Annotated in this window: 21 protein-coding genes; 5 read left to right on the top strand and 16 right to left on the bottom strand. The window is 55.1% G+C overall.

From position 1 onward, the window contains the following. Nucleotides 1-81: 81 nt before the first annotated feature. Complete coding sequence (locus CLV80_RS18295; RefSeq protein ID WP_133169762.1) at nucleotides 82-348, top strand: hypothetical protein; 267 nt, start codon at nucleotides 82-84, stop codon at nucleotides 346-348. Nucleotides 349-587: 239 nt separating this feature from the next. Here the strand turns inward: CLV80_RS18295 and CLV80_RS06800 are convergent, their stop codons facing one another. From CLV80_RS06800 to CLV80_RS06820, 5 genes are all read right to left on the bottom strand, one after another. Continuing rightward, complete coding sequence (locus tag CLV80_RS06800; RefSeq protein ID WP_106356244.1) at nucleotides 588-1055, bottom strand: Hsp20 family protein; 468 nt, start codon at nucleotides 1053-1055, stop codon at nucleotides 588-590. Nucleotides 1056-1198: 143 nt separating this feature from the next. Beyond that, nucleotides 1199-2008, bottom strand: a complete 810-nt coding sequence (locus CLV80_RS06805) for a trypsin-like serine peptidase (RefSeq protein ID WP_106356247.1) — start codon at nucleotides 2006-2008, stop codon at nucleotides 1199-1201. 54 nt (nucleotides 2009-2062) lie between these two features. Continuing rightward, the gene (gene glcF / locus CLV80_RS06810) at nucleotides 2063-3379 is read right to left on the bottom strand and encodes a glycolate oxidase subunit GlcF (RefSeq protein WP_106356249.1); all 1317 of its coding nucleotides are present in this window, start codon (nucleotides 3377-3379) and stop codon (nucleotides 2063-2065) included. Beyond that, nucleotides 3379-4458 carry an FAD-binding protein gene (locus tag CLV80_RS06815; protein WP_106356252.1) on the bottom strand — a complete coding sequence of 360 codons (1080 nt, stop codon included), beginning with the start codon at nucleotides 4456-4458 and terminating at the stop codon, nucleotides 3379-3381. The genes glcF and CLV80_RS06815 overlap by 1 nt, the downstream gene beginning before the upstream one ends. A gap of 20 nt (nucleotides 4459-4478) precedes the next feature. Beyond that, entirely contained in the window at nucleotides 4479-5912 is a 1434-nt protein-coding gene (locus CLV80_RS06820; protein ID WP_106356254.1) for an FAD-linked oxidase C-terminal domain-containing protein, read from the bottom strand. Between the two features lie 82 nt (nucleotides 5913-5994). Between CLV80_RS06820 and CLV80_RS06825 the strand changes: the two genes are divergently transcribed. Continuing rightward, nucleotides 5995-6693, top strand: coding sequence for a DUF599 domain-containing protein (locus tag CLV80_RS06825; protein ID WP_106356256.1), 699 nt, complete (start codon nucleotides 5995-5997; stop codon nucleotides 6691-6693). Next, nucleotides 6690-7028 (top strand): hypothetical protein, encoded by a 339-nt coding sequence (locus tag CLV80_RS06830; RefSeq protein ID WP_106356258.1) that lies wholly within the window; start codon nucleotides 6690-6692, stop codon nucleotides 7026-7028. Before CLV80_RS06825 ends, CLV80_RS06830 begins: the two co-directional genes overlap by 4 nt. Here CLV80_RS06830 and CLV80_RS06835 read toward each other — a convergent pair. The 4 genes from CLV80_RS06835 to CLV80_RS06850 are packed head-to-tail and all read right to left on the bottom strand — an operon-like array spanning nucleotide 7025 to nucleotide 13711. After that, complete coding sequence (locus CLV80_RS06835; protein WP_106356260.1) at nucleotides 7025-9091, bottom strand: hypothetical protein; 2067 nt, start codon at nucleotides 9089-9091, stop codon at nucleotides 7025-7027. The two genes, CLV80_RS06830 and CLV80_RS06835, sit on opposite strands and share 4 nt — an antisense overlap. Continuing rightward, entirely contained in the window at nucleotides 9088-11841 is a 2754-nt protein-coding gene (locus tag CLV80_RS06840; RefSeq protein ID WP_106356921.1) for a DUF4159 domain-containing protein, read from the bottom strand. Before CLV80_RS06840 ends, CLV80_RS06835 begins: the two co-directional genes overlap by 4 nt. Further along, nucleotides 11841-12710: a DUF58 domain-containing protein gene (locus tag CLV80_RS06845; protein WP_106356262.1), complete on the bottom strand. Its 870-nt coding sequence runs from the start codon at nucleotides 12708-12710 to the stop codon at nucleotides 11841-11843. The genes CLV80_RS06840 and CLV80_RS06845 overlap by 1 nt, the downstream gene beginning before the upstream one ends. After that, the gene (locus CLV80_RS06850; RefSeq protein WP_106356264.1) at nucleotides 12707-13711 is read right to left on the bottom strand and encodes an AAA family ATPase; all 1005 of its coding nucleotides are present in this window, start codon (nucleotides 13709-13711) and stop codon (nucleotides 12707-12709) included. The genes CLV80_RS06845 and CLV80_RS06850 overlap by 4 nt, the downstream gene beginning before the upstream one ends. A gap of 70 nt (nucleotides 13712-13781) precedes the next feature. Here CLV80_RS06850 and CLV80_RS06855 point away from each other — a divergent pair, with 70 nt between their 5' ends. Beyond that, nucleotides 13782-14357 (top strand): DUF1285 domain-containing protein, encoded by a 576-nt coding sequence (locus CLV80_RS06855; RefSeq protein WP_106356266.1) that lies wholly within the window; start codon nucleotides 13782-13784, stop codon nucleotides 14355-14357. Nucleotides 14358-14670: 313 nt separating this feature from the next. Here CLV80_RS06855 and CLV80_RS06860 read toward each other — a convergent pair whose 3' ends face one another. Further along, complete coding sequence (locus CLV80_RS06860) at nucleotides 14671-15264, bottom strand: 3'-5' exonuclease (protein ID WP_375342191.1); 594 nt, start codon at nucleotides 15262-15264, stop codon at nucleotides 14671-14673. Nucleotides 15265-15699: 435 nt separating this feature from the next. Further along, nucleotides 15700-16425: an NnrS family protein gene (locus tag CLV80_RS06865; RefSeq protein ID WP_165793338.1), complete on the bottom strand. Its 726-nt coding sequence runs from the start codon at nucleotides 16423-16425 to the stop codon at nucleotides 15700-15702. Between CLV80_RS06865 and CLV80_RS06870 the strand changes: the two genes are divergently transcribed. Continuing rightward, complete coding sequence (locus tag CLV80_RS06870; RefSeq protein WP_511261309.1) at nucleotides 16374-16943, top strand: SUMF1/EgtB/PvdO family nonheme iron enzyme; 570 nt, start codon at nucleotides 16374-16376, stop codon at nucleotides 16941-16943. The genes CLV80_RS06865 and CLV80_RS06870 overlap by 52 nt on opposite strands. Nucleotides 16944-17483: 540 nt before the next feature. Here the strand turns inward: CLV80_RS06870 and CLV80_RS06880 are convergent. Genes CLV80_RS06880 through CLV80_RS06900 form a run of 5 tightly spaced genes read right to left on the bottom strand, consistent with a single transcriptional unit; the run spans nucleotide 17484 to nucleotide 24012 of the window. Then, complete coding sequence (locus CLV80_RS06880) at nucleotides 17484-18623, bottom strand: fumarylacetoacetate hydrolase family protein (protein ID WP_106356273.1); 1140 nt, start codon at nucleotides 18621-18623, stop codon at nucleotides 17484-17486. 39 nt (nucleotides 18624-18662) lie between these two features. Continuing rightward, nucleotides 18663-20456, bottom strand: coding sequence for an IlvD/Edd family dehydratase (locus CLV80_RS06885; RefSeq protein ID WP_106356277.1), 1794 nt, complete (start codon nucleotides 20454-20456; stop codon nucleotides 18663-18665). A 45-nt stretch (nucleotides 20457-20501) separates the two neighbouring features. Continuing rightward, a complete protein-coding gene (locus CLV80_RS06890; protein WP_106356279.1) occupies nucleotides 20502-21458 on the bottom strand; it encodes an ABC transporter permease in 957 nt (318 codons plus the stop codon). Further along, nucleotides 21455-22495: an ABC transporter permease gene (locus CLV80_RS06895; RefSeq protein ID WP_106356281.1), complete on the bottom strand. Its 1041-nt coding sequence runs from the start codon at nucleotides 22493-22495 to the stop codon at nucleotides 21455-21457. Before CLV80_RS06895 ends, CLV80_RS06890 begins: the two co-directional genes overlap by 4 nt. After that, nucleotides 22495-24012, bottom strand: a complete 1518-nt coding sequence (locus tag CLV80_RS06900; RefSeq protein ID WP_106356283.1) for a sugar ABC transporter ATP-binding protein — start codon at nucleotides 24010-24012, stop codon at nucleotides 22495-22497. The genes CLV80_RS06895 and CLV80_RS06900 overlap by 1 nt, the downstream gene beginning before the upstream one ends. Nucleotides 24013-24026 lie beyond the last annotated feature (14 nt).

A 24026-nucleotide genomic window follows, 5' to 3' on the forward strand; every position in this document is an offset into this window, starting at 1 on the left:
TTTTCTTTATGTCTAATGTCTACTCTCACATGCGCCATAAAATAATGATCGCGTTAAGAGACTGCCTTATGGTAAAAAAATATGAAATTTGATGTCCCAATATTACACATTTTAAATGAAAGTGATACGGAAACGTTGGATATATTAGTTGAGCCTCATCTCGAATTGTATCAATTACCACCTGGAAAAAGCTGCGATGTATTATACGTGCATGCACCAGATAATACCGTTCCCCAAAAAACCTTGGAGGTCGCACAAAGAGACGATTGCTTCGTTATTTATCCCCCTGGGCGCTATGCCCCAGAATTAATTTGTGAAGGTATACCGCTTAAAAATGTATGGGGTTAGTGGGAGTAGTATCTCACCTTTTTAACCTTTCCGGCTTAACGATCACATCGTTGCACCGAGCTAATGGCTATATGCAGGTCGGCTGTGCGGGCCGACGAATTCGTGTGAATTCTATCTGTGGGTTAAGTGGGGGCTCGAATTATCGACGAGGCCGTCGAATTTTCCCGCGATCCAATGGCAATGCGTGCGAATGAAAGACGTCAATCCCGGTGCACGTGATACACCGGGATTGTTTGATTTTAATTCACGGATTTAGCATCAACAAGGTTGGCATCTTTTTTGCCAGCTGCGGTGATCGCAACACGGCGCGGCTTTAGCGCCTCTGGGACTTCGCGGACCAGATCAATGTGAAGCATACCGTTTTCATGGCTGGCACCAGTCACGCGTACGTGGTCGGCAAGGTGGAACCGGCGTTCAAACGCGCGGGTCGCGATGCCACGATGCAGGTATTTGCGTTCGGTTTCATCTTCGGCCTTGCGGGCGGTCACATGAAGCGAACGATCCTTAACTTCGATGGCAAGATCGTCGTCTGAGAAGCCAGCGACAGCGATCGAAATACGCCAGCCGTCATCAGCAGTCTTTTCAATGTTGTAAGGGGGGTAACTGTTCTGGCCGACGTCACTGGCAAGAGCGCGATCCATCAGATCGGCAATTTGGTCAAAACCAACGGTGGCTCGGTACAGGGGGGCTAGGTCAAAACTACGCATTTCGGGTCATCCTTTATCAAGCGATAACAATTGTGATGCCTTCCCAGCGGGACAGGCGGTATATTCCAAGACCCATCATTGGCGCCTTGGTCTATTTGATTTGGGGTGGATGTTTCGCGGTTTCAAGTCCCAGCTAAGGACCGTTAGTTAACGCTGACGAATTTCGCGCCAGTGTTGTTGCGTTCACCGATTGAGATCAGGCGCTGCGTTCCGCCCGGACGTGCTGGTCCGATTGTAGAAAAATGCGCCATCAGTTCTGATAGCGGCCCATCAAGCGACGTACCCAGTGAAACCTTTTGGCCGTCAATCTGTGCCATTGCAGATACGACCGAAGCGATCCGGGTTTCGCCGTTGCGCATAGTAAACACGGGCGAACCGCTTGAACCGAAATCGACGTCACAAGTCATGACGATCACGCCCGTTTGCCGCCCAAGTACGCTGCAGACTTCTTGCAGGCTAGGTGCGTCTTCACGTCCGCGACCGTATGAAACGACGCCGATCTCATCACCCGTCAGTGGACGCGCAGCGATCAGGTAGGGGCGGATTCGTGTGCTTTGGATCGGACGATCGAGTTCAAGGACCGCGATATCCATCGCCACCTCTGAAGGAACAAAGGCGTCGCCGTTGCTGTGGTAATCAGGGTGTGGGATCGCGCGATTGATTGCGCGCGTGGCCGATGCCCGGCCGTCACGCAAACCTGCCCGAAACTGGAACCGTTCGCTGGCGATCATTGAACCGTCAGAGTCGTACAAACAATGTGCAGCCGTCAGGATCAGGCTTTCGCGGATGAGAGCGGCGGTGCAAAATCCTTTGCCTGCAATGTCCAATCTGCCAACGGCCTCCCAGCCTTGGCTATCCTGTCGTGTTTGCAGTGTTACTAGTTCGGTTTCTTCGGCTTGCATTGGCAATGCAGATACCAGCAAACAAACCGCAAAAGTCAAAAGTCGCCGCATGTCGTCCCTATTCTTTGCGCCAACTTCGCCGACAGTTACGGCAGGAATATGGCATCATCGCAGGATGGGGACTTTGATGTCAGATTTTCCAGCGCTGTCCAGTGCTGGCGGTTTGGGGCCGCCGGTCGCCCAATCAAGTAGCTCGACGGTGTGAACAATGGGCACATCTGTTCCACTACCAATTTGCATCATGCACCCTATGTTCCCAGCTGCAATGATATCGGGCAAAAGCGCCTCAAGCGTGTCGACTTTACGCGTCTTAAGCTGGCCGGAGATTTCAGGCTGCATAAGGTTATATGTTCCCGCCGATCCGCAGCACAGATGGCTGTCGGCAGGTTCGAGGACCGTGTATCCGGCCTTTTTCAACAGCTCTTTGGGGTAGGTTTTGATCTGCTGGCCATGCTGCAATGAACAAGCCGCGTGATAGGCGACCTTGGTTTCTTTGCTGGTACCCATCGGCAGATCAAGCTTCATCAACACTTCGGAAACATCCATCGCGATGGCACTGACGCGCGCGGCATCTTCGGCCAGTGGATCGTTGCGGAACATATGCCCGTAATCTTTGACGGTGGTCCCGCAGCCCGATGTATTGATGACAATCGCATCCAGCCCTCTGTCCATTTCGCGCACCCATGCCCGAATGTTTTTGGCCGCCGCTGCATGGCTTTCGTTTTCTTTGCCCATGTGGTGGGTCAGCGCACCGCAACAGCTTGCACCTTCGGCAACAACCACCTCTGCGCCCAACCGCGTTAGCAATCGAATGGTTGCGTCGTTGATGTCCGTGTTCAGCGCCTTTTGCGCACAGCCTGTCATCAGCGCGACACGCATCTTTTTCCCCTGCGCTGGAAATGTCTGCGGATCATCATTGCGGCTTACTGGCGGGATCATTTTTGGGGCCATCGCGATCATGGCACGTAGGCGTGGATCAGGTAGGAACCGCACAAACGGACGCATAATTTTCGCGCCCAGTAAGGCCAGCCGGAACCGGTTAGGGTAGGGAAGCACCTGTGCCAACACCCAGCGTAGCGCACGATCCGACCAAGGGCGGTCGTAGTTTTCTTCGATATATGCGCGGGCATGATCGACAAGATGCATGTAGTGCACGCCCGACGGACAGGTCGTCATACAGGCAAGGCAAGACAAACAGCGGTCGATGTGTTTGACCGTTTTCTTATCCGGCTTGCGATTATTCTCAAGCATGTCCTTGATCAGATAAATCCGACCACGGGGGCTATCTAATTCATCGCCAAGCACTTGATAGGTTGGACAGGTGGCTGTGCAAAAGCCGCAGTGCACACAGGCCCGAAGGATTTCATTCGCGCGCGCAGTACCAGGATCGGTTAGCTGTTCTGGTGTGAAATGGGTTTGCATTAGGCCATTAACCCCCGGTTCAAAATGTTGCGTGGGTCAAACTTCTTGCGCAGTCCTGTGCTGATCGCTGCGAGCGGTGCGGGTTCTGGCTGGAATGTTGGTACATCGGCAACGCCACGGATCAAAGTCGCGTGGCCTTTTAAGTCGCCCAGTTTCGCGCGCAGGTCGCCACCATTGGTTAGTGCCCAAATCAATCCGCCGCCCCAGTCGTACTGAACCGCCTTTGCGCCCATCTGGGCTACAAGCGCAGGTGCATCAGACGGCTTGACGCTGATCTGCCAGACGTTTCCGGGTTGGTCTGCAAAGGCGCTTACATCACGAATTGCCGCCCAGTCTGTATCTTCCTCCGACGGCGTTCCAAACGGGGCAAGTACCTGCACCAGCTCTTTCGCCCGATATGCAACGGAATCGACGAACCCTTCGAGCCTGAAGCGCGTTTTGCCAGCGGATGGATCGTGCGCCGCACCTGTTACTTCATACGGGGATGAAAGTGCTGCGGACATGGCATGCACGGCCTGCGCATCGTCCAACCCAGTCAGCACCAGCGTCGTTTGGCTGGCTACGTTTGGTAAGACCTTGAATGAGACTTCGGTCAACACACCTAATGTGCCGTAGGACCCCGCCAACAGCTTGACCAAATCATAGCCAGTGACATTCTTCATCACACGGCCACCGTTTTTGATGATGTTCCCTGATCCATCAATAAAGCGCACGCCTAGCAAGAAATCACGACAGGCCCCAACCGAGATACGGCGCGGGCCTGATACATTGGCAGCGACAACACCACCGATTGTAGGTTCCCCAGCCGTGCCAAGCAGCGCACGGTGATCCATCGGTTCAAACGCAAGACGCTGGTTTTCGGCGGCAAGTGTTGCGTTGATTTCAGATAGAGGCGTTCCGGCTTTTGCGACAATCGTAAGCGCACCGGGTTCGTATAGGGTGATGCCGGACATAGCACTCATATCCAGAACGTCGCCTGTGGCATGACCATAGCTGCGAGTGCCGCCACCTTGGATACGCAGCGGGCCATTGGCGTCCGTGATCAATTGGGCGAGGTCTTGTTCGCTGTTAGGCTTCATTTCTAGGTCTTTCGAATTTTTTAGGCAGCGCGCCGGGCTTCGGAGCTGGCAAGCGGAAAGACTTTGGCGGCATTCAGCAACCATGCCGGATCAAACACGTCTTTGATCGCCATTTGTGCCTCTAGATCGGCGGGATCATATTGCACCGTCATCAAGTCACGCTTTTCGATACCCACGCCATGTTCGCCCGTCAGACAGCCGCCGACCTCGACACATAGTCTAAGGATATCGGCACCAAAGGCCTCGCAGAGTTCTAGATCGCCGGGCTTGTTTGCATCGAACAGGATCAGCGGATGCATGTTGCCGTCTCCCGCGTGGAACACATTGCCGACACCCAGCCCGTATTCAGCGGACATCTCGCCAATGCGGCGCAGCACATAGGGCAGTTGTGACACGGGGATGGTGCCGTCCAAACACATGTAGTCGTTGATCTGGCCCATCGCGCCGAACGCGGACTTGCGGCCAAGCCAAATGCGGGCTGCCTCGTCCGAGGACTTTGCTTCGCGCAATTCGACCGGGTTATGTTTTGCCGCGATCTCCATGATCAGGGCCAGTTGCGCGTCAATCTCTGCGTCTGATCCTTCGACCTCGACGATCAGCAATGCTTCGCACATGGGATAGCCTGCCTTGGCGAACGCTTCGGTTGCTTCGATACAAGGACGGTCCATGAATTCGATTGCGACGGGCAGAACACCGGCTTTGATAATGTCGGTAACGACCTGACCCGCGACTTCGTTGCTGTCGTATCCCATCAGAACTGGGCGTGCGCCTTCGGGCTTGGGCAGGATGCGCAGGGTTGCTTCGGTCACGACGCCAAGCTGGCCTTCGGAGCCGCAGATCACCCCCAGCAGGTCCAACCCGCCTGCATCCAGATGCGCGCCACCGATTTCGACAATCGTACCGTCCATCATGACCATGGTGACGCCCAGCAGGTTGTTGGTCGTCACCCCGTATTTCAAACAATGCGCACCGCCAGAATTCATCGCGATGTTACCCGCAATAGCACAGGCGAGCTGGCTTGACGGGTCGGGCGCGTAGAAAAAGCCATTGGTTTCGACCGCGCCAGTAACCGACAGATTGGTGCGACCTGTTTGGACCTTGATATAGCGATCCGGATAGTTGGTTTCGATCACAGCGCTCATCTTGGCCACGCCAAGGATCACTGAATCGGCGGTGGGCAGCGCCCCGCCAGCCAGCGATGTGCCGGACCCGCGCGGGACCACAGGCACGCCCATCTCGTGGCAGATTTTCAAGACTGCGGCGACTTCTTCGGTGTTGGATGGCAGCACAGCACAGAGCGGCGGACAGCGATATGCGGTCAGGGCGTCGCATTCATACGCGCGGGTCTCGGCCTCGTCAGAAATTACCGCATTATCGTGTAAAACGGCCCGTAAGCGGCTGACAATCTGGTCTTTTCGGGACAGGACGCTGGCGTTTGGTGCTGGCATTTCCATGGGTGGCCTCCATCATTGGTAAAAATATATTACCAATTTTTACGTATAGCAAGTGGTAAGCCGACTGGCTACATATTGAAATATGACACTGATTGAACACCTTAGCCTTTTGACCCTTTGGGACTGGTGCGCTGCGGCGCTAATTATTGTTGCGTGGTATGGGATTGGTTCGCTCATCGACCACTCAGGAAGTAAGCGACCATCCGTGACTGTGTTGATGTCGGAACATCGGCGGACTTGGATGAAGGTGTTTGTCGAACGATCCCCCCGCCTATTCGATAGCCAAATCCTAAGCAGCCTGCGGCAAAGCACATCGTTTTTTGCTTCTACCTGCCTATTGGCGATGGGTGGTGTTCTTGCGTTGATCGGGAATACTGATCCGCTAAGCGGTGTGGCGCTTGAGGTGACGGATATGCCGGTCCCTGTTGTTGTCTGGCAGCTAAAGCTGGGCCTTGTCGTGCTGTTCCTTGCCAACGCGTTTTTGAAATTCGTCTGGGCGAACCGCGTGTTTGGATATTGTGCTGTGGTTATGGCCGCGGTCCCGAACGACCCCAAAGACCCGGTCGCATTTCCACGTGCCGCGCAGGCAGCTGAATTAAATATTCGTGCTGCTGTAAACTTTAACCGTGGGCTACGCGCGATGTATTTCTCGCTTGCCGCGTTAGCGTGGCTATTGGGTTCGGTTGCGTTGATCATCGCGACAGTCGTGGCCGTCTGGATCGTCTGGACACGAGAATTTGCATCGATTCCGCGCAGTATTCTGCTAAACGAGAAAATATGAAATATGCACTGATCCCCATTTTCGCTGCGACGACCGCTTTGGCAGATGCACCCAAAGTGCAGAACGTCACGGTAACTGGCGATAGGGTTGATGTGACCGTGCTGCATCCCGACACTGGCTGGGACCATTATGCGGATGGTTGGGAAGCCCTTGACGCGGATGGCAACCGATTAGGGTTTCGTGAATTGTTTCATCCGCACGAAAACGAACAGCCCTTTACGCGATCACAATCCGGGATCGTCATTCCCGAAAGCGCGACATCCATATTCATCCGCGCGCGCTGCAACGTTGATGGTTGGTCGGATGAGCTGTTCGAAGTTCCGCTTAGCGACTAACGCCGCCCCTCACGCAGCCATGCACCTATAATCAGCACTGATGCCAGTAGAAGCCATGCCCATGCGGGCAGTATTGGCGTGATTCTGATGTCTGCCGTTTGGTATGCGCCGCGCGGTGTGATCCCGATCCAGCCGCGTCCGTTCGCAGGGCGACCTGCGCGGACCGTACGTATGCTGATGTCTCCGTCCGATATCGGCATGATGCCACCACCTGTACCTTCAACAAGAGGCTCCAAGGTTTCGCCAGTCGCGATGGTCTGTTCAAACTCTCGGGGGGCAGCAGGGCCAAGCGCGATGACGGACGATTCAGTTCCGTCATCCAAGCGATACAGTCCGATCTCTGGACCGTTCCACTGTGTTTCATACCGTCCGGGTGATACTTCTTTAAGAGTGAGGACAGTTTCAGTCCCATCGGGATGGGTAACTGTCACGTCACCAGTTTCCTCGCTCAGTGTGCGGCGAATGATGCGCATTGTCTGACCGCTTGGTTCAGCCCAAAGCGCCTCTTCCTCAAGCTCGGGTTCTTTCATCATCCAGTGGGCAAGGCGACGCAGGAGTTCCAGTTGCGGACCGCCACCTTCGAAACCGCGATCCCATAGCCAGCTATGATCCGAGGCAATCAGCGAAACGCGCCCTTCTCCGATGCGGTTCAGTGTCAGCAGCGGACGGTCGTCTAAGCCGGACATGACCGTCGTGGCCTCTGTTGGAACAAGAACGTCAACCAGCCGGAACCAGCGGCCCCAACCGGGACCTTCGCCGTCCAGATTGGGTGAGAATTCTTCCAGCCCTTCGGTCACCGGATGGCGCTGTCCGATATCGGTGATCTGGGGCACGAACCCTTCTTCAAAGACGCGTGCGGTCGGTGCACCGGGCAGGATTTGCCCGAGCGGAGACCGATAGATGCTTTCTGCTGCGCCGTATTCAGGCCCAGATGACACCAGCACTGCACCGCCTTGTTCAACATACTGACGGATGTTGTCGAAATAGCTGGCAGGCAAAATTCCGCGGCGGCGATAGCGGTCAAAGATGATTAGGTCAAAGTCGTGGATTTTGTCCAAGAACAGTTCACGCGTCGGAAATGCAATCAGTGATAGTTCGTTGACCGGTACGCCGTCTTGCTTTTCAGGGGGACGCAGAATGGTAAAGTGAACGAGGTCGACGGTTTGGTCAGATTTCAACAGGTTCCGCCAAGTCCGTTCACCTGCATGCGGTTCACCTGACACAAGCAAAACACGCAAACGATCACGTACACCGTTGATTTGTACGACGGCAGTGTTGTTACGCGCGGTGAGTTCGCCTTCGGCCTCTGGGATCGAAAACTGCAGGACGTTCATGCCACCATGGGGCAGTTCAATTGGGATCTCGATGTCTTGGCCAATGGGGATCGGCAGGCTGATCGGCGTGTCACCGTCCACTGCAATTGATAGCACAACCGCATCAGTTGTCGGGGCAGCACCTTGGTCGTCTACTCGCAGGGTCAAGGTGACTTGTTCGCCCAGAATAGCAAAGGCGGGGGCGTGCGACACAACAAGCCGTCGATCCCAATCGTCCGGTTGGCCGGTTAGCATCAAATGCATCGGGGCGGGCAGGCGCGGTGCGCGTTCAATGTCGTGAAGCCGCCCGTCACTAAGTAGAATTACACCAGCGATCCGGCCTTGCGGTTCCTCTGACAGCGCCTCGGATGTTGCGGTCATAAGGGCGGTGCCGCTGTCTCCCTCTCCATCGGCTAAACGCACGATCCGCAGTTCAGTGTTTGGATGCCGGGCTAGCTCTGCTTCGACATTCGCAATTGCGGCTTCGTTCTGTTCGACCCGGTCAGCGATCTTTTGGCTGGCGCTTTCGTCGACAACAAGCAAGACAATATCTGACAGTGGCGCGCGGTCTTCTTGTTGCAGCGACGGGCCTGCGATCGCGGCAAGCAAGGCAAAGCCCGCCGCTCCGCGCAGCCAACTGCCGGGCAGGCGGCGCCAAAGCGCAAATGCAAAGGCGATCACAACCATTGCCGCCACGCCAAGAAGCATCGGCAAAGGGATCAGCGGATCAAAAATCAAAGTCTCGGTCATTGTCCTAACCTATCCAGCAGGTCCGGTACATGGACTTGGTCTGATTTATAGTTACCAGTAAGCACGTGCATGATGACATTCACGCCAAAGCGCAGTGCGATCTCGCGTTGGCGTTCGCCCGCCATTCCGCGCCCGACGGGCAGCATGGGGGAACCATTCGCGTTTACCGCCCAAGCGGCAGCCCAATTATTGCCCCCAATGATAACAGGTGTGACCCCATCATTAAGATTGCGAAATGGCATGCCTTCGATTTGGGTCGCGCCAATGGGGGCCGCTTCGACCCATACGTCGCGGCTGGCATAGCGGCCGGAAAAATCCTGCAATAGATAGAAGGTACGCGTCAGCACATGGTCTGACGGCACAGGTTCAAGCGCGGGAATATCAAGTGATCGCGCAATGGCTTGCAGCTTGCGACCTTCGGGCGAGCCCGATCCAAATCGCGCGGTGTCAGCGTCACGCGTATCAAACATGATCATGCCACCTGCACGTAGATAGCGGTTTAATTTGGCGTAGGCGTCATGTGACGGCAGCGGTTGATCTGCGGTAATCGGCCAATAAAGAAACGGAAAGAACGCGAGCTCATCGGTCTCTAAGTCGACGCCGATAGGCGCGGACGGCTCGATCGAGGTGCGGCGGAATAGGGTTTGCGATAGCCCCAATAGGCCCGCTTCGGCGATTTCGTCAGCTTGGGCATTGCCGGTTATCACATGGCCCAGCACGACTTGCGACGTGGCGCGAAGCGCGAAGGCGTCGTCAGTTTGTGCCTGTGCATCGGGCGCACTAAACATCATGAGCGCAAGCAATGCAGCAACGTCAGCTCTTGGGCCGCGCAGACGCCCGCCGACGGCAAGCGATGCAATGACATCAATTAATAACAGCAAGATTGCAGCGCTAAGCAGCCAGCCCTTTAACGCGGTTTCACGCATTGTAGCCATACCTTCGACCGCGATGCGGGCAGGCCAGTTTGCAACGGATAAGAGGGTCTCGGACCCGATCACATTGACGGCGAGCTGCCGGTCGTTACCAGCGTAAAGACCGGGTTGAAGCAGCGGACCAGGTGCCGCAGTGGCAAGCATCTCACCGGCGACACCGGGCAGCGCGCTGCCGTCTTCAAGCCTGCCGTATGCGTCCAGAACTTTGTTCGGCAACCATGTCGTTCCAGCAAGTTCTGTGGCGTCGGGTGTCGCGGGACGGGTTGAGACCGCCAATCGTTCAAGCATCTGCACAAAAAGCCCTGACAGCGGAAGCGAGGACCATTCCGCGTTGGCGGTGACGTGAACCAACACCACTTGTCCTTCGCCTGTGATCTTGCGGGTGACCAGCGGCGTACCATCCGCAAGCTGTGCGATGACGCGATCTGCCAGTGTTGGATCGGGCTGCGCCATCACTTGGCTGGTGACGTTGACGTCTTCGGGGATCGGAAGGCCAAAGAAAGGGCTGTCGTTTTCGAACGGAGCTAGTGTCTTGGGCTCGCCCCAGCTCATTGCGCCGCCGACAGTGCGGCCACCACTGCGTAAGCGAACGGGTAAAAGTGGGTCTTCTTGGTTGCGACCAAGATCACTTGCCGCCAGCCGTGGCCCTGCAAAACGTAGCAGCATACCACCGTTTTCGACCCAATCGTGGACAGCGTCTGTTTCAGTTTCACTTAGCGTCGCAACGTCTGCCAAGACGACCACATCTGGATTGGCGAGCAAAATATCAGACAGGGTGCCATCAATAAGGTCGGCAGTCGGTTCTAAGGCCTCGCGCAGGTAGTAGAGCGGCGAAAGCAATTCCAGACCTTCGCGGCTGTCGCTTCCTGCGATCAAAGCAACCTCGCGACGCTTCAGCGCATCATCCGTCAGGCTGACTGCTCCGGCAGATCGGTTTCCAGTGATCTCAAACCGTGTGATCCGGTTGCGAAGCTCGGGCGGGAGAACCATGGCTGTTTCGGCATCTGCGTCACCTGCTTCAAATGCCAACGGAACGGTGGCAAGCTGTCGTTCAACACCAGCAGGATCTAGGCCGACTGCAGTGATTTGTGTTTCATAGGCGGCCCCGACAGGCGTGCGGGTTGCTGATACAATGACTTGGCCATCTTCGAACCGCGCGGGGCGCACCCCAATTGTCAGCTGCGGCGTTTGGAAAACGGTTACAGAACCTGCAGCCTCAAGGGCTTCAAGCAATGTGTCGCGCCCTTCAAAATCAACGCCATCAGACAGCCAGTAGGTTTCAAAGCTGCCTTGTTGTGCGCTGAAATAATCTGCTGCGTCCTGCGGTTGCCAAGGCTTTGGTTGCAGGTTTGGCAAGCGGTTTTGCCATTCGTTTGGGGCAGTAAATGGGAGCGTGTCACTCGGAAGGTCCGTCAAGGCAACAACGGCGACGCGGCGATCGGCAAGCGCTGCCTCGGTCAGTAGGGCGTTCACACGATCCATGCGGGCCTGCCAATTCGCTGCCCCCGCCCATGTACCATCCAATGCAATGACTAAATCGCCTTTGCCGTCGCGTGCGGCCTGCGGGTTCAGTACTGGTCCAGCAAAACCGACAATCACGGCAGCCACAGCCAATAGCCGGAGCAAAAGCAACCACCAAGGTGTGCGGTCGGACTGGCTATCCTCGTCCGCAAGTCCAAGCAGTAACGCCACGCCGGGAAAACGCCGCCGGATTGGCGCAGGTGGTACGGCACGTAGCAGTACCCATAGGATGGGCAGCGCCGCCAAAGCAACAAGAAGCCAAGGCGCGGTGAAACCTATCGGGCCAAGCGTCCACATCATGTCCGCCGTTCCAATGCGCCATAAAGCCAAAGCAGGGCAGTCGTTGCAGGTTGTCCCGTGTGATGGGTTTGAAATTGCCAACCTGTGGTCCGGGCCAAATGCGTCAGCCTATCTTTACGCTCGGCCAATCGGTCGAGGTAACGCTGTTTTAGATCACCGGCTTTGAGCGTTTCATGTTCCAACGCGCCTGTCATCGAGGTGAAGATCGTGCGCCCGTCAAAGGGGAAGTCTTCTTCTTGCGGATCAAGGACCTGCAAAAGCGCACCGCGCACGCCACGGTCGGCAGCGCGCAGCAGGGCTTCTTCTACGGGTGCGATGTCCCCTAAAAAGTCGCTGATAAACAGTGCGCGCGAATGCGGTAGCATGCCTTGGGTCTCTGGTGCGCCATAATCATGGTCACTGTCCTCAGAAAGGATCTGCGCCATTTGCATGATCTGGGCTTCACCGCGACGCGGTGGCAGGCGTAACCCAGTTAGACCGACCCGTTCGCCGCCACGAATAAGCAAAATCGCCGTTGCCAACCCCAGCATCCGGGCGCGGTTGCCTTTGCTCGGAAGATCGCCGGACTGGAAGCCCATTGATGCCGCTTGATCAACCCACAGCAAGATCGACTGCGCGATCTGCCATTCCTTGTCCTGAACAAAATTAGAGTCTGATCGAGCAGACCGCCGCCAATCGATGCTACGTGCAGCGTCGGTTGGTTGCGCAGGTCGGTATTGCCAAAATGTATCTCCCACACCCGCGCGCCGCCGCCCGTGGTCACCCAACAATACGGTTGAAGCCAGATGTTCTGCCTCGGCCAAAAGCGCGGGCAGCGGCGCGGCCAAGCTTTCGGCGTCGGCGCGGAGGTTCAGCGGTGCAGTCATGCGGCGGTTGCGACCTCGGTCACTTGGGTCGCAACGGTATTGATAATATCGGCAATGCTTTCGCCACGCGCGCGGGCGGCAAAGGATAACGCCATGCGGTGTTCAAGAACCGGAACAGCCATTGCGCGGACATCTTCGGCCGATGGTGCAAGCCGCCCATCAAGCAGTGCTTGGGCACGTACGGTCAGCATCAGCGCTTGCGCGGCACGCGGGCCTGGGCCCCAGCTGACATTCTGGCGGATAATATCCGGTGCATCCTCATCAGGACGACAGGCGCGGACAAGATCAAGGATCATTTCGACGATATTGTCGCCTACAGGCATACGGCGCAGCAGGGCTTGGGCCTCAAGCAGCTCTTGGGCGGTGAACACTGGTGTCGCTTCTGCCTCGGCTACGCCAGTGGTTGCGATCAGAATGTCGCGCTCTGTTTGGCGATCTGGATAGGGCACGTCGATTTGGACAAGGAAACGGTCAAGCTGCGCTTCGGGTAGAGGGTAGGTGCCTTCTTGTTCAATCGGGTTTTGCGTCGCGAGCACATGGAACGGTTCACCCAGCGGGCGGTGTTCACCCGCGATGGTGACTTCTTTTTCTTGCATCGCCTGCAGTAGCGCGGATTGCGTACGGGGGGACGCACGGTTGATTTCGTCAGCCATCAACAGTTGGCAGAAAATCGGCCCCTCGATAAAGCGAAAGTTGCGTGCGCCACCTTCTGCTGTTTCCAGAACCTCAGACCCGAGAATATCGGCGGGCATCAGATCGGGTGTAAATTGAATGCGGTTCCCGTTAAGGCCCATCACCGTCGATAGCGTATCGACAAGACGCGTTTTGCCAAGGCCGGGCAGGCCGATCAAAACGGCGTGGCCCCCGCAGATAAGCGAGGTCAAAGTCAGATCAACAACACGGGGCTGGCCAATGAAGCGCGCGGCGATACTGCTGCGTGCGTCTTGCAGCTTTGCGCCCAGACTTTCAATTTGGGCGACAAGATCGGCGAGATCGGCCATGACTTTCCTCCGGTTGAACTATATCTGTCTATACCAACAGATATTCGAACGAACCCCAATGGCAAAATCAATGAGCACACAAAAGATTGTGACCCCATCGGCCGAAAGCATCGCGAAAAGCGCGCGAGCCGCCCAAAAAGGCGGTTTACCCCCGGTTCATCTGTGGAATCCGCCGCATTGCGGGCATATCGACATGCGGATCGCGCGGGATGGGACGTGGTTTTATATGGGTACGCCCATTGGTCGGCCGGAGCTGGTGCGCCTGTTTTCGACGATTCTACGCAAAGACGGCGACGACTATGTACTGGTTACTCCGGTTGAAAAGGTCGGAATTACGGTCGATGACGCACCCTTTGTTGCAGTCGATTTCGACGTGGTTGAAGGCGCACTGGTCTTCGAAACGAATGTTGGGGACAGTGTGAAAGCAGGCCCCGATCATCCAATCCGGGTTGTGCGTGATACTGACACAGGCGAACCCAGCCCATACGTACACATCCGCGCGAACCTTGAGGCGTTGATCGATCGCAAGTCATTTTACCGGCTTGTCGATATTGGTGAGAAAGCCCCGCATGACGGTGATGAATGGTTTGGCGTGCGATCAGGTGGTGTGTTCTTTCCCATCGTTCCAGCAAGCGATTTGGATTAGCGCGGCGTCAAATGCCAGATAGTTTCAGTGGCGGGTGTCGTTCCGCGCGTGCACGTCATCTTTTGAGATTGAAAACGGCGGTCCATGCGCGGCGGACTGATCATATTCGAAGGTCAGGAGCAGTGGACGACAGGCCCGTAAGGTGCGACGTATAAATCACCCGCATTTGGTTGGTCGGCTAAATCCGGCATAACGGAACCTTGAAGGCGGCCTGCGCCAAAGTTTGCTCTGTTGGGGCGGAGTCGACTTTTAATACTACATTGGGGCTATAAGATCGGATGACCATTTGCGGTGAACGCTGCGAATGGTCTGGTTACCAAAAATCGAAAACCAGCTGTCGATTTGGATTTAGCAACTTGATTTCTGCACCTAAGGAGATCTCGGCTTTAAATATGACCTCAGCGGCCGCACGCGCGTCTTCTCCGGCATCATGGTGTCGGAATTGAAGCCCAAGTTCTTGTCTAAGGTTGGCTAAGCCATGTCCTCCATTTCCACGAAATTCTGGCCATGCTTTACGTGCGACAGAAACACTATCTATCCAAATCGATTTCAAGATGGGCAGCTGGGCAAGCCGACACGCGGCGTCAAATGATTTTTCATCAAAGCGGCTGTGCTGGACAAGCGGGTGCGTTTCAAGAACGCGGCGCAGTTCTGGCAAGGCTTCCACAAATGTTGGCGCATCTTTTACAGTTTCGGCGTCGATCCCGTGTAGTCGTGTATTGCTCTCTGCGAAACGCATGCAAGGATCAATATAGGTACTGTAAGTCTCGATAGAGTGATCGAAGCGAACGAAGGCCAAACCGATCTGACAGATGCTCGCTACGTCGTACGCAGCTGTCTCCACATCAACGGCAATGAATCTGAACGGACCATTTTCCGGCGGTGTGAACTGAAAATGGCTTGGCATGTTGGTGAGGGCGTCGTTCATCATGCTAAAGACTGTCATGCTTTTTGGGCTTGTACAAAGCACTTTTGACTTTCATGGCCTTAAGGAGTGATCGCCGTCTAATACTGATGATATTTGGCCTTTGGGGATAGATTTAAGCCGATTTTTAGGCTTTTGTTTTGAGTTCCGTTCGCCAAAGGCGTGATAATTACTATCGAAACAGCGAGGAGGAATTTCGCGAGTATGGCGCCGCGCTTATAACTCAGGCTGTACTTTTTGTTTCAAAAGCATCGGACCGTAAATGGCAACGAAGCCCGCGAACCCAATGATCTAAAACAATGCGGTTGCTTCCAACAAGGGAGTCCTGACTGATAGAATTGCATCAGCTGCAAACCGCGCGACGACCGACATTATTAGCATTGCGTAAAGAAATGCCGTTCCTGTTCCTGCATGAAGCTATCGCCCAGAGTGCCCCAGTGATGCGCGTGTCATGACACCAATGGTCATCAGGCCGATCGCGCCTGCGGTCCATATGTGTAAGGCTGCTGCGGGGCTGACAAACGCTGGGCGAAGAATACTTGTGCCCGTTGCAAGTGCACCGATAGGTACAAATGCATAGGCGGCATGTAGAATCCAAACCAGCGGCTCGGCAACTGTCTTGAAACCCTTCCAACGGAGCAGCCTCACGATGTGCAAGCAACCAATCGCGATAAGTGCCACGCCAACAATGATATGGTCCGGGATGGCAGCCCAAGCGAGAAGTGCCGCTACTGAAACCAATAGTACAACCTTATCAAACCGTTGAATTGGCGGTGTTGGTAAGGTGTTGTGCCCGCGTTTGACCACCCAGTTGCGGGTAAAGGAGGGCGTGACCTTGCCGCCGATCAACATGATGAGGACGAGCGAGACAGCGAGCGCCAGCCGGAGCCCGTACCCTTGGCTTGCGTTTCCTTTCTGCGCGCCCTCGAGGTGGAAAAGGGCATTTGCAGCAATGAAAGCCCCAATGAGGATCACGACTGGTAGGTTCGCCCATTTTTTGCCTGCAACGATTTCGCGCAAGATCATAGCCCAAAGGACGCTGAGGAACGACAGATCGGTCACCGTAACAAGTGATAGTGGTAAGTATGCGGATGCTCCGATGGCAAGCCGCCCAGGTAGCCAAAGGCCGGAAAGCCCTGCCAAGGGCCTGCACACAGCGATTGCGCGCGCCGAACGGGCATGACGAAAGAGAAACGCCGGCTACTGGCCTCGCCTACCCTGATGTCAGCCAGTATCTGGCTTGGATCAATCGCGAAACACGTCAAAACTTTCGCCTGCCATCGTTGCGCGAATGGGAGTTTATGGCAGCCGAGGTTCTGCCGCATACGCCCGACCCGATATTTGTAAACCCGGACCTGACATGGGCTTCAACCTATTTGCTAGAACCACAAACTAAACGCGCTTTGCGTTTGCAAGGTGCACTTGCAACAACATCTCAGGGGATAGTCGACTTAAATGGCAGTGTTTGGGAATGGACCTCTGATTGCTACGCGGGGGCTGCGGTGGGACTCGTTTCCAACGACCGCTGTCCCGCGTACTTTGTCGGCGGCGAACACATTGCTGCGGTGCCATTCTTGGTGCGCGACCCAGCTCGGGGAGGATGCGCAGTCGGCGCGCCTCCAGCCCATTTGTGGATGCGGCTCGTGTCCGATAAACTGTAGTTCGTTTAGATAATATGAATGTACAGCAACAATAATTACAAAGTCCTTAAAGTCTGTTCCGCTAAGCACTCAAAAGGGCACCGTTAAATGGCCGGTAAGTCCCTCATCGCGGTCATCCGTTTCGTTGCCTACGAATGACTACTCTCACGGTGATATACGCACCACCAGTTCTCGACTTTCAATTTCAAGCCGTGGAAACAGAAAGGTGTTCACATTCCTGTCGCGGCATAAAGTCGACAGACTGACACGCAAGACATCTTGAACACGGTCGTCAACATCAATGATGCCCCCACCGGGTCTGTCATGATCTCAGGGACCGCAACCGAAGACGAGACGCTCACCGCATCCAATACAAAACACTGGCGAACGAAGATGGGCTGGGCACTGTCAGCTATCAGTGGCTGCACGATGGCGTCGCAATTCTTGGCTCAATTGACGCAACATACCGGCTAACTTTGGATGATGGCAGCGCGAGTATCGGCGTGCGTGCCACCTACATTGACGGTCAACGGGTTTTTGAACACCCTTTTTCAGTCAGGTCTAGAGTAAGTCACGTTGTGCAAGGTTGCGCATCAAGTGGCTAATCCCAAAGCGCCATTCGGGGCAATGTGTCGATAGTTGAACGGTGTTGCAGAGTTCGCCAAGTTTCGGTGATGAAATTTTGACCTCATCGCCTAGCTTATGGGTGAACCCTTCGCCTGGCACATCACGGTCCTGAGTTGGTGCAAAAAGGGTGCCCAAAAACAGCATGAACCCGTCGGGGTATTGGTGGTGGCGTCCGATGACCTGTTGCACAAGGTCTGAAGGGGCGCGACTGATTTCCGTCATCGAAGATGTGCCATGCATGACAAACCCGTCCTGCGTTCCTGTGACTGTCATATCGAGTTCCGCAGCCCCCACATCATCCATGCCAAAATCCGCGTCAAAGAGGCGGATCATCGGACCGATTGAGCACGAAGCATTGTTGTCCTTAGCTTTAGACAGCAACAAGGCGGATCGGCCTTCGACATCGCGCAGGTTGACATCATTGCCTAAGGTGGCTCCGACGATTTTGCCCTTGGATGAGACGGTCAAGACGACCTCTGGCTCCGGGTTGTTCCAATCGGATATCGGGTGCAAACCCACTTCTGCCCCATGCCCAACTGCTGACAAGGTCTGCGCCTTTGAAAAGACTTCGGCGTCCGGGCCGATGCCGACCTCAAGGTATTGCGACCATAGTCCTTCTTTGATCAGGGCTGCCTTGATCTGCTCTGCATCTTTCGAGCCCGCTTTTACGTTCTTGAGGTTATCGCCAATTAACGCGCCAATGTTGTCGCGGATGGCGTTTGCCTTTTGCGGGTCGCCGGCAGCTTGTTCTTCGATCACGCGCTCCACCATGGAATTGGCAAATGTGACGCCGCAAGCTTTGATTGCCTGTAGGTCACACGGTGCCAGAATGTGCGTTTGCGAATAGTCGCCCACTGCGGCTCTCTCGATACTGGCTACGGTACCTACCGCAATGCCTTCGATTGACGACACATACGCAGCTGGATGGGGCATTTCGCAGATGTCACGTACCAAGGGTGCGGCTTTTGTGGTGATATCGACAAAGTACCCGTCGCGTATCGTGACCACAATTGGGCCGTGGGCCTTTGCGTCCCAAACGCGCCCAAGCCAGACTCCGTTTTCATCCAAATTCATATCTTATCGATCCTTTTTGTAGCAAATATTATCTTCGTATCAATGGCTGTCGCGGGGCTTGTGCTGCCTGATCTTTTGATACGAAGTCGCAAATTCAAGACATCCGCCGTCTGACAATTGACCGACATTCGCGCGGTAGATTTCCTGCCAAGGGGTCTGGTTTATCAGGTCAGGTGGGGTCCAATCGTCTAACCGTTTTTGCCATTCATCAGGATCGACAAGCGCATTCAGTGTTCGGTTTTCAAGATCCATCCGAACCCTGTCGCCCGTCTGCAATACCGCAAGCCCACCGCCCACCGCCGCCTCCGGCGACGCATTGAGCACCGACGGGCTTTCTGATGTGCCTGATTGGCGACCGTCACCTACCGTTGGCAAATGTTTGACACCTGCCTTTAGCAGCGCGTCAGGCGGCTGCATGTTCACTACTTCTGCGGATCCCGGATATCCAACGCAGCCCGCACCTCGCATGAACAGGATCGTGTTTTCATCGATGTTCAAAGTCGGATCATTAATGGTTGCGTGATAATGTTCAGGACCTTCAAAAACCACTGCTCGCGCCTCGAACACATTCTTGGAGTCGGGCTTATTGAGGAACCGACTACGGAATTCGTCTGAAATCACGCTGGTTTTCATCAAGGCAGAGTCGAACAAGTTACCTGAAATAACCATAAACCCGGCGTTTTCTCGTAGCGGCGCGGCAGTGGTCATAATGACATCGTGATCAAGGCTCCGCGTATCTGCCAAGGTTGCCCCCAACGTCTGGCCAGACACGGTCATCACATCAAGATGGAGCATGTCGGCCTGCCGCATTTCGCCCATGACAGCTGGCACACCGCCAGCACGGAAGAACCGTTCGCCAAGGTATTTTCCTGCGGGCTGCATATTGACCAACAGTGGCAGGTCGAAGCCATGTGTCTGCCAGTCGAGGATGTCCAAATCGACGCCAACGTGTCGGGCGATGGCCTGCAAATGCGGCGGCGCGTTCGTCGATCCGCCAATTGCGGTTGCAACTTTGATCGCGTTTTCAAAAGCTTTGCGCGTCATCACCTTTGATGGCGTCAAATCCTCATGAACCATGGCTACGATCCGTTTACCTGTCTCATAAGCCATGTGCATACGTTCGCGGAACGGAGCGGGAATGGCAGCGCATCCGGGCAGGCTCATGCCCAAGGCTTCGGCCAGCGCATTCATTGTGCTCGCGGTGCCCATGGTGTTGCAATGGCCTAAAGATGGGGCCGACGCGCAGGCGCGGTGGATGAATTCTTCGTAATCAATAGTGCCTTCGGCCAAAAGACGGCGACTTTCCCAGATGATCGTACCTGAGCCCGCCAATTCTCCCTTCCACCAGCCATCTAGCATCGGTCCGCCAGAAAGTACGATGGCGGGTAAATCCACAGTGGCAGCCCCCATCAGCATAGCGGGAGTAGTCTTGTCGCAGCCGGTCGTTAGAACGACCCCATCCAACGGGTACCCATGCAAAACCTCTACTAGACCCAGATAGGCCAGATTGCGATCAAGTGCCGCTGTCGGGCGCTTGCCGTTTTCGTGAATGGGGTGAACGGGAAACTCCATCGGGATACCGCCGCCGTCGCGAATGCCCTCCTTGATCCGGTCCATAAGAAACACATGAATTTTGTTGCAAGGCGTCAGATCTGATCCGGTTTGGGCGACGCCGATGATCGGACGACCGGATCGAAGCTCTTCACTGGTGTAATCGCTGTTCTGATAGCGTTCGAGATGAAGCGCAGTCATGCCAGGATTGTCACGATTGTCGAACCAATCTCTTGACCGCAGTCTTACATCGTTTGTCTCTTTTGGCGATTGGTCTGTCATCAGATTGTCCACAGTATAAAGAAAAGGATTGGGTGGAAGGCGCGCCTAAAGTCGTGTTTTATTTTCACGGCCATAGACCAAAAGCATTCCGACGATCACAATGCCATAGATGATCTGACGAAACGCCTCGGGCATCTGCATTATCGACAGAACCGAGTTGAGGAAAACGATCAAGATCACCCCAACCAGTGTTCCCAGATACCTACCTCGGCCACCAAGAATATGGGTGCCGCCCAAAACCACGGCTGCAATCGCTGGCAACAAAAACGGCGCACCCATACCTTGATAGGCCTTGGCCGAATACCCGGCGAGCAATATGCCCGCAGATGCGGCGCACATCGAGGATGCAATAAAGGCCCCAGTAATGACCCAACGGGTGCGTATTCCAGACAGGTAAGCAGCACTTTCTTTAGCGCCGGTTGCATAGATTGATTTGCCAAACCCCGTCCGTGTCAGAACAACGGTGATCAATATTGAAACTGCGGCCCAGACAAACACGGCGACGGGCAGGCCCATAATCCGATCGGCGGCCAAGTACCGCATCAAAGGCGACGCCTCGGTTTGGGGGGCAAAGCCCCCGGTATGGGCGATCATCAATCCACGTAGCACTGAATCGACCCCCAATGTGAAAATCATTGACGGGATCCTTAGGTAAGAGACGCCAAACCCGTTTATGAGACCAACGATCAGTCCGACGCTTAGTCCGGCAGGAATTGCCCAAGGTCCGCCAACGCTGGTTGCCATCATGGCCGCTGCTGTCAATGTCCATGGCAACGACAAATCAATGTGCCCTAATAAAATCACCATCATCATGCCCGCAGCACACAGCCCAAGGAACGATCCAATTTGCAGCTGCTGCAGTAAATAAGATGGTGTCAGCATCGGCGCGGTCCCTTGCGTCGTAAGGGTATACGCTGTCCCGATCAGGATGATCATCAACGTAAAGGCTGCTGCAATTGCAATGGGCCGGTTTTCGGGAGTGAAAGAGAGCAGGGTATTCATCGAAACAGCTCCAATGTGTTTTTGACCCGCAAGGTACGCAGCGCTCCGATGCTGACAGCCGCCAAAAGCACAAGGCCCTCGATGAGCGACTGCATCAGCGGATCAATGGATAAGATGCGGAAATAGAATGAAATCACGCGCAATATGCCGGCCCCGATCAAAGACGCAATCGCACCGCCAACTCCTCCTAGTAGGGACGTTCCGCCCAGCACGACCGCGGCAATCGAATTCAATGTATACGCACCCGCCTGGTTGATATCGGCGTTCCCCGATGAGGTCTGGATAGCGAGATAAAGCCCCGCACACGCAGCAAAATAGCCTGCCAGCGTGAAGGCCGCGATCTTGGCCCGTGCCACGGGCAAGCCGGACATATAAGCCGCCCCCTCGGCCGAGCCCACCGCATAGATCGTGCGCCCCGTCACCGTGCGTTTGAACGGCACCCAGACGCAGATGCCGAAGACGGCCATGATGATCAAAGGCATCGGAATATTGGCAATGGGCTGCAACCAAGCGGCCGTTCCGTCCTGAGCAAATCCAAGGGTTTCGGTAAAATCAAACACCGCGTTGGTCAGCGCCCAGTTCAGGTCGCTACTAATTTCGCCCCCAGGAGACGGACGTATCAGCAAGGCTAGGCCGCCTGCGACGGCCCCTGTGGCCAGTGTCGCAATGATCGGTTGGATGCGTCCGTAGACGACTATCAAACCATTCATCAGCCCAAAGCCTGTACCTGCTGCTAGGGTGATGGTCATACCGACGATTTGTTGTATCGGGGAACCCGTGACAACGTGGGACGCGATGGTATTTGTCAATGTCATCACGGCCCCCACGGATAAATCCAGCCCACGCATTAGAACGGGCACGGTTTGTGCCATGGCGAGAAACCCGATAACCACGCTTTCATTGGCATTTTGGATGAACACCGCCGTCGAAAATCCGCGGGGGTGCATCATTTGATAGCCAACGAACAAGGCCGCGAACAATAAAAACGCACCGGTGAAACCGCGGTTGCGCCCCACCCAAGATGTCATACGGGTCATTACGCGACGCCTTTCGATTGAATATTGAGAGCTGCCGCCACAAGCGCTTGCTCGGTTAGTTGATCGTCGCTGAGCTCATTTACGACACGGCCGTCATACATAACCGAGACACGGTCGCAGCACCCGATTAATTCTGCATAATCAGTTGAATAGAGCAGCACTCCCTTGCCCGAACTGGCAAGGTTACGAATGAGGCTATAGATCTCTTGCTTGGTGCCCACATCGATGCCGCGCGTCGGATCGTTGAGCAAAATCACATCCGGATTCAGCGCCAACCATTTAGCGATCACAACCTTTTGCTGGTTGCCGCCGGACAAAGTTTCAACAGAGATGTCAGGGCTTGCCGTCTTGATTTGCAGCTTCGCGATCGCAGCGTCGACTTCTTGCGCGGCACGGTTGGTGTCAATCAGTGCGCCGCGTGATACGGCTTTGTAATTCGGTAGCAAAAGGTTGTCCGCAATCGAAAGGCTTAACATCAGGCCTTCGGTTTTACGGTCCTCGGGGACCAGTGCTAGGGCGGCAGATTTGCACGCTGCCGGTGAGGTCGGAATGAATGGCATGTCGCCCAAGCGGACCTCGCCCTTGACGCCCTTAAGAACCCCGAACAGAGCAAGCAGCAATTCCTTTTGTCCCTGTCCATCCAGTCCGCCAAGCCCGACAATCTCTCCTTGGCCAACGGATAGATCAACGCCCTTCAGGCTCTGTTCCCACCTTAGGTCAGTGATGCTCAGTGCGGGTTGATGCACCTCAGCTTTGGGCGGTTTGGGGGGGTATTGCGCCTCAATGTCCCGGCCAATCATCAGACGAACGATTTCGCCTTCGGTCAAATCGCCCTTGTCAAAGCTTTGAATGTGGCTGCCATTTCGGAACACGGAAAGGCGATCACACAAGGCTTCGACCTCTTGCATGCGGTGGCTGATGAACAGGCTTGCGACATTGTTTGCTGTCAGCTCCTCAAGCAAACCATAGACCGTTTCTACGTCTTTGCTCGTAAGCGCAGAAGTGGCTTCATCCAAGATCAAGACCCGGAGGTCTTTGCTGATCGCCTTAGCAATTTCAACCATTTGGCGACGCGAAAGGCTAAGGTCACGTACGCGGGCGTCGGGATCGACGTCTTCGCATTTGATGCGGGCCAGAACCTTTTCGGCCATGCGCCGCTGGGCGGATGCATCGATTAACCCAAAGCGGCGCGGGGGGTGATCGATAAAGATATTCTCGGCCACCGACAGATCGGGTATTAGCGAAAGTTCTTGGAAAATACAGACAATGCCATCCTTGGCAGCTTGGGACGGAGATTGGTATTGAACCGGTTTATCATCGACCAATACTTGTCCCTCACTGGGAGGGAGCACACCTGAAAGGATTTTGATCAGTGTGGATTTCCCGGCACCGTTTTCGCCCAATATACCATGTACTGACCCTGCTCGGCATGAAAAATCGACGTCTTTCAAGGCGGTGATTCCGCCAAAGTAGCGAGAAACGTTTTGTAACTTAACGATGTCAGTGACGGCGGGCATGAGATCTCAATCTA

It is taken from the genome of Yoonia maritima (genome assembly GCF_003003285.1).
Taxonomy (GTDB): Bacteria; Pseudomonadota; Alphaproteobacteria; order Rhodobacterales; family Rhodobacteraceae; genus Yoonia; species Yoonia maritima.

Coding starts and splice junctions, on each gene's coding strand:
- CLV80_RS18295 (WP_133169762.1), top strand. CDS start 82: ATGAAATTTGATGTCCCAATATTACACATTTTAAATGAAAGTGATACG.
- CLV80_RS06800 (WP_106356244.1), bottom strand. CDS start 1,055: ATGCGTAGTTTTGACCTAGCCCCCCTGTACCGAGCCACCGTTGGTTTT.
- CLV80_RS06805 (WP_106356247.1), bottom strand. CDS start 2,008: ATGCGGCGACTTTTGACTTTTGCGGTTTGTTTGCTGGTATCTGCATTG.
- glcF (WP_106356249.1), bottom strand. CDS start 3,379: ATGCAAACCCATTTCACACCAGAACAGCTAACCGATCCTGGTACTGCG.
- CLV80_RS06815 (WP_106356252.1), bottom strand. CDS start 4,458: ATGAAGCCTAACAGCGAACAAGACCTCGCCCAATTGATCACGGACGCC.
- CLV80_RS06820 (WP_106356254.1), bottom strand. CDS start 5,912: ATGGAAATGCCAGCACCAAACGCCAGCGTCCTGTCCCGAAAAGACCAG.
- CLV80_RS06825 (WP_106356256.1), top strand. CDS start 5,995: ATGACACTGATTGAACACCTTAGCCTTTTGACCCTTTGGGACTGGTGC.
- CLV80_RS06830 (WP_106356258.1), top strand. CDS start 6,690: ATGAAATATGCACTGATCCCCATTTTCGCTGCGACGACCGCTTTGGCA.
- CLV80_RS06835 (WP_106356260.1), bottom strand. CDS start 9,091: ATGACCGAGACTTTGATTTTTGATCCGCTGATCCCTTTGCCGATGCTT.
- CLV80_RS06840 (WP_106356921.1), bottom strand. CDS start 11,841: ATGTGGACGCTTGGCCCGATAGGTTTCACCGCGCCTTGGCTTCTTGTT.
- CLV80_RS06845 (WP_106356262.1), bottom strand. CDS start 12,710: ATGACTGCACCGCTGAACCTCCGCGCCGACGCCGAAAGCTTGGCCGCG.
- CLV80_RS06850 (WP_106356264.1), bottom strand. CDS start 13,711: ATGGCCGATCTCGCCGATCTTGTCGCCCAAATTGAAAGTCTGGGCGCA.
- CLV80_RS06855 (WP_106356266.1), top strand. CDS start 13,782: ATGAGCACACAAAAGATTGTGACCCCATCGGCCGAAAGCATCGCGAAA.
- CLV80_RS06860 (WP_375342191.1), bottom strand. CDS start 15,264: ATGCCAAGCCATTTTCAGTTCACACCGCCGGAAAATGGTCCGTTCAGA.
- CLV80_RS06870 (WP_511261309.1), top strand. CDS start 16,374: ATGCTCCGATGGCAAGCCGCCCAGGTAGCCAAAGGCCGGAAAGCCCTG.
- CLV80_RS06880 (WP_106356273.1), bottom strand. CDS start 18,623: ATGAATTTGGATGAAAACGGAGTCTGGCTTGGGCGCGTTTGGGACGCA.
- CLV80_RS06885 (WP_106356277.1), bottom strand. CDS start 20,456: ATGACAGACCAATCGCCAAAAGAGACAAACGATGTAAGACTGCGGTCA.
- CLV80_RS06890 (WP_106356279.1), bottom strand. CDS start 21,458: ATGAATACCCTGCTCTCTTTCACTCCCGAAAACCGGCCCATTGCAATT.
- CLV80_RS06895 (WP_106356281.1), bottom strand. CDS start 22,495: ATGACCCGTATGACATCTTGGGTGGGGCGCAACCGCGGTTTCACCGGT.
- CLV80_RS06900 (WP_106356283.1), bottom strand. CDS start 24,012: ATGCCCGCCGTCACTGACATCGTTAAGTTACAAAACGTTTCTCGCTAC.